21 protein-coding genes and 1 tRNA gene are annotated in these 15,078 nt (G+C 60.3%); 15 read left to right on the top strand and 7 right to left on the bottom strand.

Annotation, left to right across the window (positions count from 1 at the left end):
- Positions 1-47: 47 nt before the first annotated feature.
- Positions 48-1,220 carry an acetylornithine deacetylase gene (gene argE / locus AA309_RS12100; RefSeq protein WP_047189282.1) on the bottom strand — a complete coding sequence of 391 codons (1,173 nt, stop codon included), beginning with the start codon at positions 1,218-1,220 and terminating at the stop codon, positions 48-50.
- A gap of 7 nt (positions 1,221-1,227) precedes the next feature.
- A complete protein-coding gene (gene apaG / locus AA309_RS12095; protein WP_047189310.1) occupies positions 1,228-1,620 on the bottom strand; it encodes a Co2+/Mg2+ efflux protein ApaG in 393 nt (130 codons plus the stop codon).
- 91 nt (positions 1,621-1,711) lie between these two features.
- On the opposite strand from apaG, the gene AA309_RS37420 reads away from it, so the two are divergent.
- From AA309_RS37420 to AA309_RS12080, 4 genes are all read left to right on the top strand, one after another.
- Complete coding sequence (locus AA309_RS37420) at positions 1,712-2,056, top strand: CDP-alcohol phosphatidyltransferase family protein (protein WP_342027944.1); 345 nt, start codon at positions 1,712-1,714, stop codon at positions 2,054-2,056.
- Entirely contained in the window at positions 2,041-2,340 is a 300-nt protein-coding gene (locus tag AA309_RS37415) for a hypothetical protein (RefSeq protein WP_342027943.1), read from the top strand. Before AA309_RS37420 ends, AA309_RS37415 begins: the two co-directional genes overlap by 16 nt.
- A 73-nt stretch (positions 2,341-2,413) precedes the next feature.
- Positions 2,414-3,505, top strand: a complete 1,092-nt coding sequence (locus AA309_RS12085; RefSeq protein WP_047189281.1) for a 2'-deoxycytidine 5'-triphosphate deaminase — start codon at positions 2,414-2,416, stop codon at positions 3,503-3,505.
- A 44-nt stretch (positions 3,506-3,549) separates the two neighbouring features.
- A tRNA-Gly gene (locus AA309_RS12080) sits at positions 3,550-3,624 on the top strand.
- 88 nt (positions 3,625-3,712) lie between these two features.
- On the opposite strand, the gene AA309_RS12075 is transcribed toward AA309_RS12080, so the two are convergent.
- Both AA309_RS12075 and AA309_RS12065 read right to left on the bottom strand, forming a co-directional pair.
- The gene (locus AA309_RS12075; RefSeq protein WP_047189280.1) at positions 3,713-4,936 is read right to left on the bottom strand and encodes a site-specific integrase; all 1,224 of its coding nucleotides are present in this window, start codon (positions 4,934-4,936) and stop codon (positions 3,713-3,715) included.
- 363 nt (positions 4,937-5,299) lie between these two features.
- Positions 5,300-5,674, bottom strand: a complete 375-nt coding sequence (locus tag AA309_RS12065; protein WP_160310444.1) for a hypothetical protein — start codon at positions 5,672-5,674, stop codon at positions 5,300-5,302.
- A gap of 331 nt (positions 5,675-6,005) precedes the next feature.
- On the opposite strand from AA309_RS12065, the gene AA309_RS12060 reads away from it, so the two are divergent.
- From AA309_RS12060 to AA309_RS12010, 11 genes are all read left to right on the top strand, one after another.
- Complete coding sequence (locus AA309_RS12060; protein ID WP_150117518.1) at positions 6,006-6,620, top strand: hypothetical protein; 615 nt, start codon at positions 6,006-6,008, stop codon at positions 6,618-6,620.
- Between the two features lie 285 nt (positions 6,621-6,905).
- A complete protein-coding gene (locus tag AA309_RS12055) occupies positions 6,906-7,112 on the top strand; it encodes a helix-turn-helix domain-containing protein (RefSeq protein WP_047189276.1) in 207 nt (68 codons plus the stop codon).
- 153 nt (positions 7,113-7,265) lie between these two features.
- Positions 7,266-7,901, top strand: a complete 636-nt coding sequence (locus AA309_RS12050) for a hypothetical protein (RefSeq protein WP_150117517.1) — start codon at positions 7,266-7,268, stop codon at positions 7,899-7,901.
- A gap of 9 nt (positions 7,902-7,910) precedes the next feature.
- Entirely contained in the window at positions 7,911-8,147 is a 237-nt protein-coding gene (locus AA309_RS12045) for a type II toxin-antitoxin system TacA family antitoxin (protein WP_047189274.1), read from the top strand.
- Entirely contained in the window at positions 8,147-8,503 is a 357-nt protein-coding gene (locus AA309_RS12040) for a hypothetical protein (RefSeq protein WP_047189273.1), read from the top strand. The genes AA309_RS12045 and AA309_RS12040 overlap by 1 nt, the downstream gene beginning before the upstream one ends.
- Positions 8,504-8,596: 93 nt before the next feature.
- Complete coding sequence (locus AA309_RS12035; RefSeq protein ID WP_047189272.1) at positions 8,597-9,301, top strand: hypothetical protein; 705 nt, start codon at positions 8,597-8,599, stop codon at positions 9,299-9,301.
- A gap of 221 nt (positions 9,302-9,522) precedes the next feature.
- Positions 9,523-9,972, top strand: a complete 450-nt coding sequence (locus AA309_RS12030) for a hypothetical protein (RefSeq protein WP_047189271.1) — start codon at positions 9,523-9,525, stop codon at positions 9,970-9,972.
- Between the two features lie 2 nt (positions 9,973-9,974).
- On the top strand, positions 9,975-10,322 hold the full coding sequence (locus tag AA309_RS12025; RefSeq protein ID WP_047189270.1) for a hypothetical protein: 348 nt from the start codon (positions 9,975-9,977) through the stop codon (positions 10,320-10,322).
- A gap of 18 nt (positions 10,323-10,340) precedes the next feature.
- Positions 10,341-10,538: a hypothetical protein gene (locus AA309_RS12020; RefSeq protein WP_047189269.1), complete on the top strand. Its 198-nt coding sequence runs from the start codon at positions 10,341-10,343 to the stop codon at positions 10,536-10,538.
- Between the two features lie 96 nt (positions 10,539-10,634).
- Positions 10,635-11,126, top strand: a complete 492-nt coding sequence (locus AA309_RS31925) for an HNH endonuclease family protein (protein ID WP_150117516.1) — start codon at positions 10,635-10,637, stop codon at positions 11,124-11,126.
- 230 nt (positions 11,127-11,356) lie between these two features.
- Positions 11,357-12,037 carry a recombinase family protein gene (locus tag AA309_RS12010; protein ID WP_047189268.1) on the top strand — a complete coding sequence of 227 codons (681 nt, stop codon included), beginning with the start codon at positions 11,357-11,359 and terminating at the stop codon, positions 12,035-12,037.
- A 298-nt stretch (positions 12,038-12,335) separates the two neighbouring features.
- Here the strand turns inward: AA309_RS12010 and AA309_RS12005 are convergent, their stop codons facing one another.
- The 3 genes from AA309_RS12005 to AA309_RS11995 form a co-directional block, all read right to left on the bottom strand.
- Positions 12,336-12,911 carry a hypothetical protein gene (locus tag AA309_RS12005; RefSeq protein WP_047189267.1) on the bottom strand — a complete coding sequence of 192 codons (576 nt, stop codon included), beginning with the start codon at positions 12,909-12,911 and terminating at the stop codon, positions 12,336-12,338.
- A gap of 10 nt (positions 12,912-12,921) precedes the next feature.
- On the bottom strand, positions 12,922-13,431 hold the full coding sequence (locus tag AA309_RS12000; protein WP_047189266.1) for a helix-turn-helix domain-containing protein: 510 nt from the start codon (positions 13,429-13,431) through the stop codon (positions 12,922-12,924).
- A 382-nt stretch (positions 13,432-13,813) separates the two neighbouring features.
- On the bottom strand, positions 13,814-14,413 hold the full coding sequence (locus AA309_RS11995) for a hypothetical protein (protein ID WP_150117515.1): 600 nt from the start codon (positions 14,411-14,413) through the stop codon (positions 13,814-13,816).
- Positions 14,414-15,078: the final 665 nt, after the last annotated feature.

The raw sequence follows: 15,078 nt of genomic DNA, 5'->3' as shown, positions 1-15,078 counted from the left end.
TGTGGGCGGCCGTAAACCAAGTGCGGCCATGGCGTGGATACAGGCTGTCATGACTCGGCGCAGGTCGCCGCCAAACGGCGCATGAAGGCCGCGCCCGCCTCCAGCTGCTCGAGGGTGATGTACTCGTCGGCCTGATGCGCCTGGTCAATGGAGCCGGGGCCGCAGACGACGGTCGGAATGCCGGCCGCTTGATAATGACCGGCCTCCGTTCCGAACGGCACCGTTTGCGTGCGGTTCTTGCCTGCCAGACGGAGCGCCAATGTTTCAGCGAATGATCCGGGCTCCGGCGCAAGGCCGGGCACATGCGCGTGGAGCTTCGTCTCGATGCGCCCGAAATCGCCGAAGCGGTTGAGACGCTTGAGCGCAACTTCCTGCGCGAATTTTTCGAGCCTGCCCGGAATTTCGTTCGGATCCTGACTAGGCAGGCCGCGGAATTCCCAATGGAAGGTGCAGGACTTCGAGATGATGTTCCGCGCGGTGCCACCGGAGATCACGCCCACATGCACGGTGGTGTAGGGCGGATCGAAGCGCCCGCTCGTGTCACCGCGCTCCATCATCTCGTCGGCGATGCGATTGAGCTCACCAATCATCTCCGCCGCCGTCATCACGGCGCTTGCGCCGAGATAGGGCTTGGATGAGTGCGCTTCCGCTCCATGCACAGTCGTTGTGAAGGTCAAGACGCTCTTGTGCGCATCCACCACTTCCAGCATCGTCGGCTCGCCGACAATCACCGCTTTCGGCAGCGGCAGGTCGTGGCCGAGATGGCGAATGGTGTCGACGACGCCGAGGCAGGTGGTCTCCTCATCGTATGAGAGCATGATGTGGATCGGCGTCTTGAGATTGGCGGCTTGAAATTCCGGGATCAGCGCGAGCGCCAGCGCGTCGAAGGCTTTCATATCCACCGCGCCGCGCCCATAGGCACGACCGTTCTCGACGCGCAGGGTGAAAGGATCGGACGTCCAGGGCTGGCCCGCCACGGGCACAACGTCGGTATGGCCGGACAGCGCAATGCCGCCCTTGTCCTGGGGGCCGATCGTGGCGTAGAGCGCGGCCTTGTCACCGGTCTCGTTCGGCACGCGCACGTAGGGCACATTCCAGCTCTGCAGATAGCTTTCTACGAATTCGATCAGAGCCAGATTGGACTTCGCGCTCTCCGTATCGAACGCAACCAGCTTCGCCAGCATTTCAAGCGGCGTGAGCCGCTGACCGTTGGAAGACATGCAAACCTCAATGCAGCACGCGCTTGTTGCGCGGCATGTCGAGTGAAAAGGCCGGGATCTCGGCGTCGAAGGTCTCGCCGCCTGCGGTTTCCATCACATAGTTGCCCTGCATCGTGCCGCTCGGCGTGGTCAGGGGGCAGCCGCTGGTATAGCTGTAGCTCTCGCCGGGGCCGAGCACCGGCTCCTCGCCAACGACGCCCGCGCCGCGCACTTCCTGCACGCGGCCCTGCTCGTCGATGATGCGCCAGTAGCGGGCGCGCAACTGTACGCGCTCAAGGCTCAGGTTGATGATCTCGACCGTGTAGGCGAAGAAATAGCGGTTTTCGTCGGGCGAGGATTCATCCGGCAAGTAGCGGGGTGTCACGGTCACGCTGATGCCGCGGGTGACGGCCTTGTACATGAGTGGTCCCTTGAAGCCAGTGGTGGAATGCTCGGTCTCCGTGGTAAGGCGGCCATGAAGCCCCGTCAATCGAGGGCTTCATGGAGGGGCCATGCTTGACGGGTGGGTGAGGCGCAGAATCGATCCGCGCTTGAATCGGATCGGGCAGGGGCTTGCCCAGGCCGGTGTCTCCGCCGATACCACGACCCTGCTGGGCTTCGGTGCCGGATTAGCCGCTGCCTTCATGCTGACGATGCGCATGGAAGTGGCAGCTCTCTTTCTCTTCGCTCTCAGCCGCGTGCTCGATGGCTTGGACGGAGCCATCGCACGCTCCATTGGGCCTACGGATCGGGGTGGCTTTCCTCGATATCGTCTGCGACTTCGCGATTTACGGAGCCATTCCCTTGGCCTCTCGCCCTGCAGGACCCTGGGTCCAATGCCGTGCCTGCAACCGTGATCCTCGTCTCCTTTTATGTGAACGGGGCGAGCTTCCTGGCCTTCGCGGCGGTTGCGGCCAAGCGCGGGATCACGGGCGGCTCCCGGGAGATCAAGTCCATCTATTACATGGCCGGCTTCATGGAGGGTACGGAGACCATCCTGTTCTTTGTCGCCATGATGATAGTGCCCGGCTTGTTCCCGGTTCTGGCCTATGCCTTTGCCGGATTAACCTTCATGAGCGCCCTGGGCCGGGTGGGGCTGGCCTGGTACGCATTTCGCGACGAGAATGGTGAAACGGATTGACAATTCCGCTACACGACGTCGACACCTAAGTTTCTAGAACACTCGAGTAAGGGCAGGGCCCTGGAACAAGATCATGGTTGCGTTGAAGGACGGGATCCAATCGGCTGATGCCATTATGCGCCTTGCGGAAGCGGGCGTGATCAAACCGGAGACGCCATTCGCCTCCGATCAGGTGCAGCCTGCAAGCCTCGATCTGAGGCTGGGCCGCCGGGCTTATCGCGTCCGCGCCAGCTTCTTGCCGGGTCGCAACCATACGGTGAAGGATCGCCTGACCCAGCTGAGCTTCCATGAAATCGACCTCTCGGCCGGGGCTATTCTGGAGACGGGCAGCGTCTATATCGCGGAACTGCAGGAAAGCTTGGCCCTGCCGGATGACCTGTCCGCCGCCGCGAACCCCAAGAGCTCGACGGGCCGCATCGACGTGTTCACCCGTGTGATCACAGACCGCAGCCAGGAATTCGACACCATCGGTGTGGGCTATGCCGGCCCGCTCTATGCGGAGATCTCGCCCCGCACCTTCCCCGTCCTGGTGCGGACGGGCACACGGCTTTCGCAACTGCGCCTGCGCAAGGGTGAGGTGCGCTTAAGCGATACCGAACTCCAGGCGCTGCATGAACGCGAACGGGTCGTCACTTCAGCCGAGCCGTCGATCCAGGAGGGGGTGGCGGTGAGCGTCGATCTGGCGGGTTTCGGCTCCGACAATCTCATCGGCTACCGCGCCAAACGCCATACGGGGCTTGTGGATGTGGACAAGCCAGGCTCCTGCCGGATTTCCGATTTCTGGGAGCCGCTTTACGCTGATGCCAGCCGGACTCTGATCCTTGATCCGGGCCAGTTCTATATCCTGGCCTCGAAGGAGGCCGTGCATGTCCCGCCGGACTATGCGGCCGAGATGGTGCCCTTTGACCCGCTTGTGGGCGAGTTCCGCGTCCATTATGCCGGCTTCTTCGATCCGGGCTTCGGCCATGTCGGCGCAGGAGGGGAGGGGGCCCGCGCGGTTCTCGAGGTCCGCTCCCGCGATGTTCCCTTCATCCTGGAGGACGGGCAGATCGTTGGACGCCTTGTCTATGAGCGCATGGCCGAGCGCCCGAAGGTGCTCTACGGGGCAGGGGCTGGCTCCAACTACCAGGCTCAAGGCTTGAAACTGTCGAAGCACTTCCGCTGACCCCTTGCGGAAGTGCAGCCAAGATCGATATGCTCTGAAAGAGCGCGGGCGTAGTTCAGAGGTAGAACGTCAGCTTCCCAAGCTGAATGTCGTGGGTTCGATCCCCATCGCCCGCTCCACCTTAACCCTTTGGTGGATAAAGCTTTCCGACGTTCTGCCACTAATCTCGTGTTCCCCACGTTCCCCGTCGCGTTCCCTATAGGCTGTTCAGGTCCCGTTCTTCGCAGCTCGGAAGGCCTGCCGGAGCCGAGCCACTTCCTGCGATTTGCCGACCGCGCCGCGGGAGTAGCGGATGGTCGTCGAGGTCTGCGAATGGGCCGCCGCTGACCGGATATGGTCAAGGGTCGCGCCTGCGTCCTCGGCTTCGGTGATGCCGCCTGCCCGAGCGTCCATGTTCCATACCTCGTCAGGTATGCCCGCAGCCCGCGCCACAAGTCGCCATTCTCGCCCGTAGGCGTCGTGGGCGTAGGGGCGTCCCGCCTTCTCGTCGATGATGAGAGGGCCTACCCGCCGATCGGCCGGGATCCTCGCGAGGAGATCGAGCACCAACGGGGAGAGTTTGAGGTCGTGTGCGACAAATGCGCCAGTTTTGGTCGTGCGCTTCCGGATTACGAGTTCCTCATTGAGGTCCGACCAAGTGAGGCCGTTTACCCAACGCCGCCCTCGCAGCACGATCCCGCTCGCGGATGCTCCCGGCGGTAACGGCTCCCATTCGCCGATCACGTCCTTCTGGCGCATCACGGCCTCGAACTGGATAGCCGTGCCGAGGGCGAGAGAGAGCCGATCCATATCGAGAGCCTTCGCGACGAACTGCTCGACGTGATGTAGTTCCAGCTTTTCGGACCGCCGGGCAGGCTGCTCGAAGCGGGCATGCCTCAATACCTCTGAGAGGCGGGAGCACTCGGGCAATTCGGCCATGACGCCATAGGAGATCATCTCTCGCAGCTTCTTGATGATCCCATATGCTCGGCGCACGCGTTCCCGCCCGCCGGGCATCTTCGGCTTCTTTGCTTCATCATACCATCGGTAGAAATCAGCAATCCTAAGCGCCGCGAGAGCCCGCTTGCCGAAGGCCTTCTCGATAATGGCAACCGTGTAGAGATCCTTCCGCCGGGTGTTGTGCTTTAGGCGTTGGAATGGGCTCGCCGGATCGGTCTGGTACCGGCGGGAGAGGCCCTTAATTGTCCCGTCGAAGCGGGCCGGATCACGCTTCCGGCCCGATGACCATTCGAGCATTTCCGCTTGAAGCTTGAGGCACGCCGCCGAGATCAAAGGCATCTGCGCCGGATCGTCGGGCGAATAGGAGAGGCGTACCGTCTCCGGCCGGTAGCCCGCTTTCACGAGATCGGCGCGGGCAACCCAATAAAGTATGTCGGGGCCGCTCTTTCGCTTCCGGCGCTTTAGGCCGGGCGTTGGACATTCACAATGCATCTAAGTTCTCCTCTCCATCGGCATGATGGAGCGGACCGATGCTAGTCACCCCGTGGCGACAGTCAAAGTAGCGCCGCACGGCGGGCCAATATCTGCCGCCCATGAGCGGATCTACAGGGGGGAGGCCGTCTCCTTCGAGGATCTTCGCCTTTGCCGCCCACTCTGCCGGTGTTTGATTTAGGCGACGCGCAATCTCCCGCTCGGAGGGGAAGAAGTCGCCTTCGTGCCGCGGGCGGGCGGTCTCAGTGCGAGCGGTTGCGTTCGCCATGCGTGATCCTCATTGAAGAGGGTCACGCACATATCGGCTGCAAAGGACCTTCGTCGATCTTTCCCGCATGAGTTTTCCTCAAGCGGGTATCGATTTCACTTAACGATCTCGATTGTCTCCGCTCCGATCACCGTCCTTTTTTGCCCGCCACTGATCTCGTCTTGATCGATTAGGGAGGGGTAGAGGCGGATCGTAAAGCGGCACTTCGGTGAGCTGAAAACCTTGCGGATCTCGCCGCAGCTTTCCTCAAGTGCAGATTTCGCAGAGGCGGGCTCGATGTTAAGGCCCATAATCATAATATCTGCGCTCGTGTGAGTGCAGCGATATTCATCCTCGTCCGCGTGGTAGCAGCGAACTCCTCTAACTTCGATCCCCTTCTGCTTGTACTTGTTCGGTGAAATCTGAAGGTCCATGGCGTCTACGACCTTCGCGCCGATGATCTCGGCATGTGCCGGGATGGCGGCAAGCATGCTGATTGCGATGATAGTTGCGATCTTGAACAACGTAGCCCCCTATGATGTAGCGTGTAGGAAGCTTAGCCTTGAGGAAGTCGCCATGAAAGGCAGGGAGCGGCTCCATCTACATGAAGTTCGCCTAAAGGCGGTCAGATAGGTATCGCCGGGCAGGAGATGTTCGAGATCCACGTCGGTGAGATCGAGGCAAGGAGAGCGCTCGAAGCCGAGCATCGGCAGCGCTATCGAGATTTGTGACGCGGCATTGTGCCCGAGGGCAGGAGAAGCAACGTAGATGCAGAACTGAGAGTTGATCTTGAGTGGGGGTAAAACGCCGGAGTGTTGCGTAATGTCCGATGACCTTGCTCGAAGAAATGCATCTGCACATCAAATCGTTGAACCGCCGTTCTCTGTAGCGACTGAAATTGCAGGTCCTCTACCCTCCACTACGTCGAAGAAAAGGAAAGTAAGGCGGCTCGTTCCCATGCCTCCGGGGATACATGCGGGCGAGCTTCATAAAGCAGCGCGGTCCTACATCGGAGCGGCGAGGAAGCTTGAACAGGGTCGACAGCAGTTCCTCAGCCCACGGTACTTCCTGCTCTGCCATGGGCTAGAGCTGGGTCTGAAGGCGTTCCTCGCAGCAAATGGCGACCGCTGGTCCATGCTCATGGGCCTAGGACATGATCTCAACGCATCTTACAAGCGGGCTCAGGTCGAATATGGCTTTCAGCCAGCCGAGCCTCTGCTCAACAAGGTCATTGAGTTGATGTCGCCCGAACATAAAAAGCAGCTGTTTCGATATCCTGGGACGGTATGGCTTGAATTGCCGGGAAGTGATCAATGCTGCGATGTTATCGACGGGCTGCTCGATCAGATCAGCGGCGGCGTCGACGAGGTAAGAGGCCTTACCACATTCCGCATGCGGTTGGAGAACTTGGCCCCCGACCCGAACCGGATTGAGTAGGCGCGCCGTCACGGTTATCGGGATCTGTGAAGTATAGGTCCGACAGACGTCATTCGCAGGATTGTATGCAGATTGTATGATGATCGGGGATCGAAGCACTCAAATCGTAGAATACTGTCGATAATCTTTCGGTAGGGGTTCACTACCCGCACAAATTTCACCATTCTTGCAGGCATGATCGGAGTTTTGCGTCCGCAGCCAAGTACGGCCTGCCCGCAGATCTCCACCGTTCAACCGCACCCGCCCGAGCCCTGCTCGGGCGGGTGTTTCGTTTGGAGAGAACCCATGAACCGCGAGACCCATCTGAACCTTACCGAAGCCTCGAAGTACGTCGGCGTCTCGGTGCCTCTAATGCGCGAGCTGATCGCATCCGGCGAGATCCGCGCTTTCCGCCTGTCGCCGAAGACGATCCGCATTGCACGAGAGGATCTCGATACCTGGCTCGCGAGCTGCGAGATCAAGCCGAAAACCGAGCCCGCGCAGGCCGCGTAAAGGCTCCAAAAGCGAGGCAGATCCTCGGCTCAAGCTGTAATCATCATCTGCTCTCGAAGTCATCCGCCCAAGTCATTCAATGGCTTGGGTTTTTTGTTGTCCCTCGCGTGCGTACGCGAGCGCGGCTTCTTTCAGTTCAAGATGGAGGCTCTCTTGTTCGTCCAGAAAACCACCAACGGCCTCGGCGTGAAAGAGGTGAAGGAGCTATCCGAGGCATGGCATCACGCGGCCCGCATCGGCACACCGCTCAACGCTCTCGTCACCTACCGGCCGTTTGATCCCGACGGCACCATGAGCCCGGCCGATCACGTCAAGGCTTACCGGGCCTTCCGCAACCGGCTCGGCATCTTCGCCCGGCGGCACGGCTTCAAGCCGACCTTCCTATGGTCGAGGGAAGTCAACGAGGACGGCCGAGGCGAGCACCTGCACATGCTCGTGCATGTCGCTCCCCGTTTCTTCGAGAAGTTCGAGGCTGCGCTCAACGCTTGGTTTCCCGAGCCCTTCGAGATCGACGTCAGACAAGCCGATCGCCGAACGACCATCTCCGAAAACGGCAAGTTGCGAAGCGCCCTCGGATACCTGGCAAAGCAATCCACGCCGCAGGCCGCATGGAGCCGAGGCCTCACCCGATACAAGGGAACCTACCCGGTTCTCGGCAAGCGTTCCGGCATGACGGACAACCTCGCGTCCGAGGCTATCGACGCCTGGCGCACCATGCAGCACGCACCGCCGAGAACTATCACCCGACCGACCACCGCAGCCCGGCCCGAGAGCCGGGTTTTTCTTTGAGAGGCGACCATGTTCTTCGACCTGTTTGCCGAGAACGGCACCCTATGGCGGGACATTCTCCGGTTCCGCGCACCTCCCGGCTTTCGGGAGCGCATTCAAGCCGCAGCCTTCGAGGAGGGCACCTGCATGAGCGAGTTCATCCGCCGAGCCGCAACCGAGCGCGCCGAGCGGATCGAGAAGGAGATCGCCAAAGACCCCTTTGTCATCAGGTCCCTTATTGTGGCTACGAACGAAGGAGCGCTCTGATGCCGAACGCAAGGCTCCGAGAAGATCCCGAGACCTGCGACACGCTCGCTCGCCTCGGCCGCCTATGGGCGACCATGGCAGAGGCCGCCTCATTCTTCGACGTGACGGAGCGGTCTTTGTATCGGGCTTTCAAGCGGCATCCCCGGCTCCGCGAGGCCTTCGATCGCGGGCAGGCTCTCGGCCGGATCGACCTTCGGCGGCGATTGTTCGCCTCAAACGACCCGCAGGTCATGGTTCACCTGGCTAAGAACCTGCTCGAAATGCCCGATCGAGTGGAAGCAAAAGCCCCTCCGAGGCCGCTCTCCGACGCGGACCTGCTTCGGATCCTCAACGGCAAGCGCGTGAGCAGCGCATAGCCATCACCCATTCCTTCGTAGCGCAGATTTAGGTCCGGCGCTCTGCTGCAAAACGAAGGCGGCGACTAACACCCAACACCGTAGGAGAATACCATGCCCCTCAAGGCAAAAATCGCATCCCTCACCGAAGTCGAAGCCAAGCACCGCGACCTTTATCGCGCCACGGGTGACGGCTCTTTCGTTCTCGACGTTGAGCCCGTCGGCGGCCTCTCCCTTGGCAACGTCGACGGGCTCAAGGCTACGGCCGATAAATGGCGCAGCCAAGTCGAGAGGTTCCTCGTCGCGGAGAAGGCCGCAGCCGCCCTCGATGGCGCGCAGATCGACCCGGCATGGCGCGACTACTTCCTCGCCCAAGTGACGGCCGCAGCTCAACTCCACGAGGAGGGAGACAAAGTCGAGGTCGAGATCGTCGACGACAAAGGCCTGCGCCGCATCGGTTCTCGGGGCGATTGGCTCACGCTCGAAGGCTTCGTCGCCGAGCTGAAACAGAAGCGGCCGCGTTGCTTCCGCGATGACAACAAGAAGCCGGGGGCGACCGGCTTCGACGGGCCGAACCCGTGGCTTGCAGCTCATCGCAACCTCACGATGCAGGGGCGCATCATTCGCGACAACCCAGATCTCGCCCGGCGGCTCATGGTCGAGGCCGATGTCAATCCCGGCACGCTCGGCAGCTCGCGCAGCTCCGGCAGTTTTAGCAGGCTGAACCCATTTAAGCGCGAGAGCTGGAACCTCACAGAGCAGGGTAGGCTCTTTCGAGACGATCGCGCGACGTATGAGTGCCTCAAGGCTGCGGTTTAACACCAAACATGCCCGTCCGGCCCGTTTTCGCGGCCACGGGCGGGCATTTAGCCTCTTTGTTACGGGCCAGTGCCGAATGCTAGTTCGCGCCTGCTACAGGCCATCTCTAGCGATCTGCTCTCGGGGGGCTGCACAAAGACAGAAAAACGGATCGGCCCTCTTGCAATTCAGTTCAACTTATATAAGTTCAGTTGAAGTGAATTAGCAGTAAGGAAGCGACGATGAGAACGAGGGAGTACAGGGTTCCCGCCGAGGACCCTGAGGTCGGACATGTGGAGCCCAGTGAATGGCTCAACGAGCATATGAACCGTGTAGGTATGACCAACGCGGCGCTGCTGAAAGCCATTCAAGATCTCGGATATGAGGGTGGAAGTCAGGCGAACGTCATCAACTGGCGCAAGCAAGGGTCTAAGTTGCAGATCCCTCCGGAGGCTTTTCCGAAGATCTGCATTGCTCTTGGTTTCCCTGCCGACAAGACTGACTACTGGACGTGTGATGTCCTCAAGCAGGCATATCCCGACCTCAAGCCTTTCATTCGTGATCCGCTTGAAGAGAAGAAGCAGCGCTTCTTGGCTCGCCAGACCGGCCGGACCGAAGAGCATCTTCGCGCACTTGGTCGCGATCGCAAAAAAGAGACTTTGAAGAAGCAACTGTCAGAACTGGAGGACTGAAAATGAAGACGATCGTTAACCGCAAGCCTGCCGAGATCCTTGATTTCCTCAAGGTCCACCGCCCCGACCTTCTCAAGAAGCGCATCCCGGTCGGTATCACCGAGGATGGTCGTCGTCTGGACCATTCTTGCGGCACGAGGGTCCGCGTGGGACCTAAGAAGGACAGTGCGATCTTCCCTTTGATCGAGGCCGCGTGTTTGATGTGGCACCTGCGTCATGATCCCAAGCGTCTTCGCTTCCGGGCTCCCCCTCTCGGACGCGGCGGGAATTCTCGTGTGAGTATCGTGCGTTTTGAGTGGGTCACGTTGGGCGAGTTTCTCGGCCTTCGTAGCGGGCCGTTAGCCGCATAGCGACGATTGAGAGCTGCTGTGACCCACGAGAAGAAGACAACTCCCGAGGAGATCGCGGAGCGCTTCGGTGGCTCTATGGAACCTTGGAGTGGCGGCGATGGGAAGGATCGCATCCGCGCCGCCATCGCCCAAGCCGAGGCGGCCGAAGCCCGCGAGGAGCTTGAGAAGGCTGAGGCCCGCCTCCGCGAGCTGAAAGGCGAAGAGCCCAAGGCCTAAAGATAACACAACTCAAACCCGAGCCCGCCGGAGCACACGCTTCGAGCGGGCTTTTTCATGCCCGAGCCGAGCGCCGGGCCTCCCGAAAGGACGACCATGACGAAGAAGTCTAGCCGCGCCCGGCCCGCCCGTGAGCGCTTCGAGGCCCTCTGCATTCCCGAGCCGACCTCCGGCTGTTTGCTTTGGCTCGGTGCCATTGATCGTGACGGGTACGGATCCTTTTTCGATGGCGAGCAGACCGTGCGCGCGCATCGGTTCGCCTGCGAGCAGGTTCACGGGCCGCTCGCGCCGGGAGTGGAGGCCCTGCATTCCTGCGACACGCCTTGCTGCGTAGCGGAAGCGCACCTCCGGCCGGGCACCAGGCTCGACAACATGGGTGAGGCCGCTCGCAAGGGGCGCATAGCTCATGGGTCGCACAGTGGGATCGCAAAGCTCGACGAGCGGAAGGTTGCGATCGGCCGCGCGCTTGGAATGTCCGCAGTCGACTTCGCTAAACGGTTCGACGTCGATGCCAAGACCGCCCGGTGGGCCCTTTCAGGGGTGACATGGAAGCATGTCCGAATGCTTTGGGATCGGAGAGCCGCCTAGAAACGCCAACGGCCACGAAGGGCGAGGCATGCGCGTACATCCGGCGTCATGCCTCGGCTCGTGGCCGTCTCCGGTCAAGCGTGAGATCGCGACCGGGTTGTATCTTAGGTGGGGTCAATGAGGTGACTTTACAAGGTCACATAGAAGGCGAGGTCGCGAAAATCCACCTTGTATAAAATCCAAACGTTCGTATTATTTCTATACAGACGCGTTTTAAGGCATCTTTGCTCATGTCCTCTCCTCGCCACTTCGTCGCCTATCTCCGCGTCTCGACCTCGACGCAAGGCCGCTCCGGCCTCGGCATCGAAGGACAGCGCGCCGCCCTCACTCGGTTCGCCGAGGCGGAAGGCTACGAGATCGTTGCCGAATTCATCGAGGTCGAGACCGGCAAGGGCTCGGATGCACTCGACCGGCGGCCGCAGCTCGCCGCCGCCCTCGCGGCCGCCAAGAAGCGGCGGTGCGCGGTAGCGGTCGCAAAGCTCGATCGCCTGTCTCGCGACGTAGCCTTCATCTCCGGTCTCATGGCGCAGCGGGTGCCCTTCATCGTCGCCGAGCTTGGAGCGGATGCCGATCCGTTCATGCTCCATATCTACGCCGCGTTAGCCGAGAAGGAGCGGGCGCTTATCTCTCGGCGCACGAAGGACGCTCTCGCGGCCGCTAAGGCGCGGGGTAGGCGGCTCGGGAGCCCTCAACTCGAAAAGGCGCGCGGGCTTGGCCTAGAAACGATCAAAGCCGAGGCCGATCGGAACGCCAGTAATGTTGTTCCAGTGATCCGGCAAATTCAACAAGCCGGAGCAAAGACGCTTCGAGACGTCGCCGACGCCTTGAACGCCCGCGGGATCCCGACACCGCGCGGTGGCCGGTGGTATGCGACAAGCGTGAAGAACGTGCTCGACCGAGCTGCGGCTTGACCTTAGGAAAGGCCTTGGCCGCCGGTTACCCCTGTGGGTAACTACCAAACCCTTATGCCCCTTGGGTTTGTGCAGATGTGTGGCATGAGGCCACAAAAATTTCTTGAAACCGATCCGGCTCCTGCGTATTGTCCTCGCAGATGGGGCCGTTGGTCTCGTCGGAGAGAACAGATCACCTGCAACAGTCTCTCCCCGCCGTAGCCTCTGTGCTATGGTCCACGCGCAACGCGAGATAGACCGCAAGGTCGAAGTGGGTTGGTGAGTTCCCAAAAGGCCCCCTTTGTGGGGCCTTTTACTTTTAGCGCTTCACCTTGAAGGTTACACTCTTCCCCATAAACACGTTGGCGCAGAGGATTGCAAACTTGACCTTTGAGGAGCTTGCAATCAGGGCTTTCGTCTCCTCGGCGGCGAACGGGTAGGCGCTCTCGACAAATAGTTCGAGATGGCATCCGTTGCCCTTGTCCTTCTTCAATCGGAAGAACATCGGGTAATTATGACCCGACCCATCATCGAGCGTGATGAAGTAAACGTAATTTCGTTCCCATGTGGTCTGCCATACGGCCGCTTCCGGCAGGGCTCCGATCATGCCGGGGAGCCGTTCGGACAGGCCATACCGAGTGTGACAGAAGACCCTCTCCTTAATGCCGTCCATCACCTTCCAAGAGGGCTCATGCACCCCTGTCTTGAAGTGATCGGTGAAGCAGTGGTTCGAGAACTTCACCGCAATCTTGAGGGTGCGCTCAAGGTTCTTGATGAAGCAGTTGAGGTAGGTCGGCTCCAAGTGTTGGAACGTGATGAGCGAGCCGCCAATGAGCAGAGGGGGATGATAGGGCTTGGGCGCAACGGCCTGTCCCGCCGGATCGAGAGGTTTCATGACTGCGCCCTTACGCCGATCGCAACCCGGCCGGGGTTTCGGCTGCGGTACGGGCCTCAGCGCGCTTCCGGCGGGCCTCTGCGAAGTCGGGCTCAAGCGCCTGCACCTTCGAGACGAGACCGTCGAGATGATAAACGTTGGTGTTATAGTCGCCCGCAGCCGTCTTTCGGATCTCCCGCCGGATCAGACCTGCCTTTTCGAGTGCGCGGATATTGTTCTGCACCGTCTTCTCTGTGATCCCGATCCGCTTTGCGATCTCACGCTTCGGCGGAAAGGGACGACGAGAGGGCTCATGCCAATAATCGAGCAGTTGGACGATGATGTTCATCTGCGTCGGCGTGATGCCGATGCGCTTCTGCGCCTGAATGAGGATCGAGGGGATTGCCGCATAGCCCAAGCTCACGACAGGACGGCCCCATATCTTCTCGACCGATGACGGCTGCCGCTTCGCGGCAGCCGTAGCCGGAAATGGAACAACGGCAGGATCATCGGCCTCCGGGCCGGTCTCTTCGGTCGACATAGTAATTCTCCTCGCCGAAGGAGATACGGGAGCCGAAGAGCCGGATCAATGCGTCCGAAGGGCAGGGGGTATGGAAACGTGGAGGGCCACCCCTCCTGCGATACTTGAGATACTCCCGACAACACTCGATCTTTCAGTATCCGCTACTTTAGTGGTCGGAATTCGACCTGAGGTAGGTGTAAGATCTTCCTTACCGGTATGGCCGCAAATTTCCATACCACTGCAACAGCAGACGAGCCGGAGGAGGGAGGGCGATCCTCCATAGACCGGTACTGCCCGGCCTGACGATGCCATCGACTGCATGTGTCGTGCGATGAGATCGTCGGCGGGATCCAACAGGCTATACCGAAAGTGGCAGTTGCGGGCCATACCATAAGCCGCGTCAGTAGGGCAGGTCTCCCTCGTCAAGCCAAGCCCACTGCGGCGCATCCGGCAAGGTTACCGTAGGCCACATCCCAAACCCCTGTACCTTGAGGTAGGGCCCCACGCCCTTCTTTTTGAGTTCCGCCAGAGCGGCTTGCAGATCGACCTTCTCGATGTGCATCCGGAACCGCTCGAAGGGCCGTCGTGAGATTGCTGCATCACGCACGGCCGCAAAGGCGCGCCGCGCGAGCCGGTTTTCAGGGTCATTGATCGTAACCTCACATAAGAGGCGGCGCTGTTCGACAGGTAGCTTCTCGTCCGTGAGCAGATGGGTAAGGGAGCAACTACCGATCGACCCGTCCATCTTGCTAAAGTCCAGAAACTTGAGGCGGACGCGGATTGCCAGATCGCCATCCGCCAAGCCTCCGCGGCTCGATAGCACGCCGGTTAGCTCTACGGTGCCTTCACGCCAAGGGTGATCGTCTTCGCGGGCGCTGTGCGCAAAGTAGGAATGTGCTTGCGCGATCAACAAGGTGGTCACGTCGCGCCCATAGAGCAGCCCGACGTCTCGCTCGTACTGCTCCTTCGTCCGACCTGCCTGCTTTTTGCTAAAGATCATCACTCGCCCCTGTTCGACGCCAAGCTTAGCCTTTGCTGCCGGACTGGAAAGAGGGGAGGGGGCTAGGGAACGTGAGAAAATGAAATCAATGGCTTGAGAGCGCTTCCCAAGCTGAATGTCGTGGGTTCGATTCCCATCGCCCGCTCCAACCTTCTTCACTTTGATACGGATCAACGACGGCCCAGCCTCTGGCGCTAGGGTTTTATGAGCCGTTAAGCATGCCTCCCGGGTGGGGCACGGGAAAATGCGAAATCCGCTTGATGAGGTGTTGACAAAGCGCCGGCTAATCGACATATCCGCAGCCCCGCCGGATTTCAGATCCAGGCAGGCTTCATGTCACAGACACCGCGTCAGCAGAGTTCCACGGGAACTCCACTGGATGCCGGGTCTGATCGGACTCTCTCAGAGGTCCCGATCGACGCCACGAGCCGTAGCTGCCAGAAAACGGCAAGTCTTAGCGGCTCCTCTGACGAACAGTGAAAGTCTTCAGGCTGCGCAAGTGGCTTGAGGAATAGTAAACGCAGGGGTAGTCTCATTTCTGCGAACGATGAAGTTTGTCCGGAATACTGAAAGGTTGGTGGGATCGAACTTCGAACCGATAAAAACTTCAAGATTGTTGTTGACGTCGGAAACGAGTTTTGCTAGATATCCCTTCATCGACGGCG

Origin of the sequence: Microvirga vignae, assembly GCF_001017175.1 — a bacterium.
GTDB classification, from domain to species: Bacteria; Pseudomonadota; Alphaproteobacteria; order Rhizobiales; family Beijerinckiaceae; genus Microvirga; species Microvirga vignae.
Note: the sequence above shows the minus strand (reverse complement) of the source record. Positions and strands in the feature narration are given on the sequence as shown.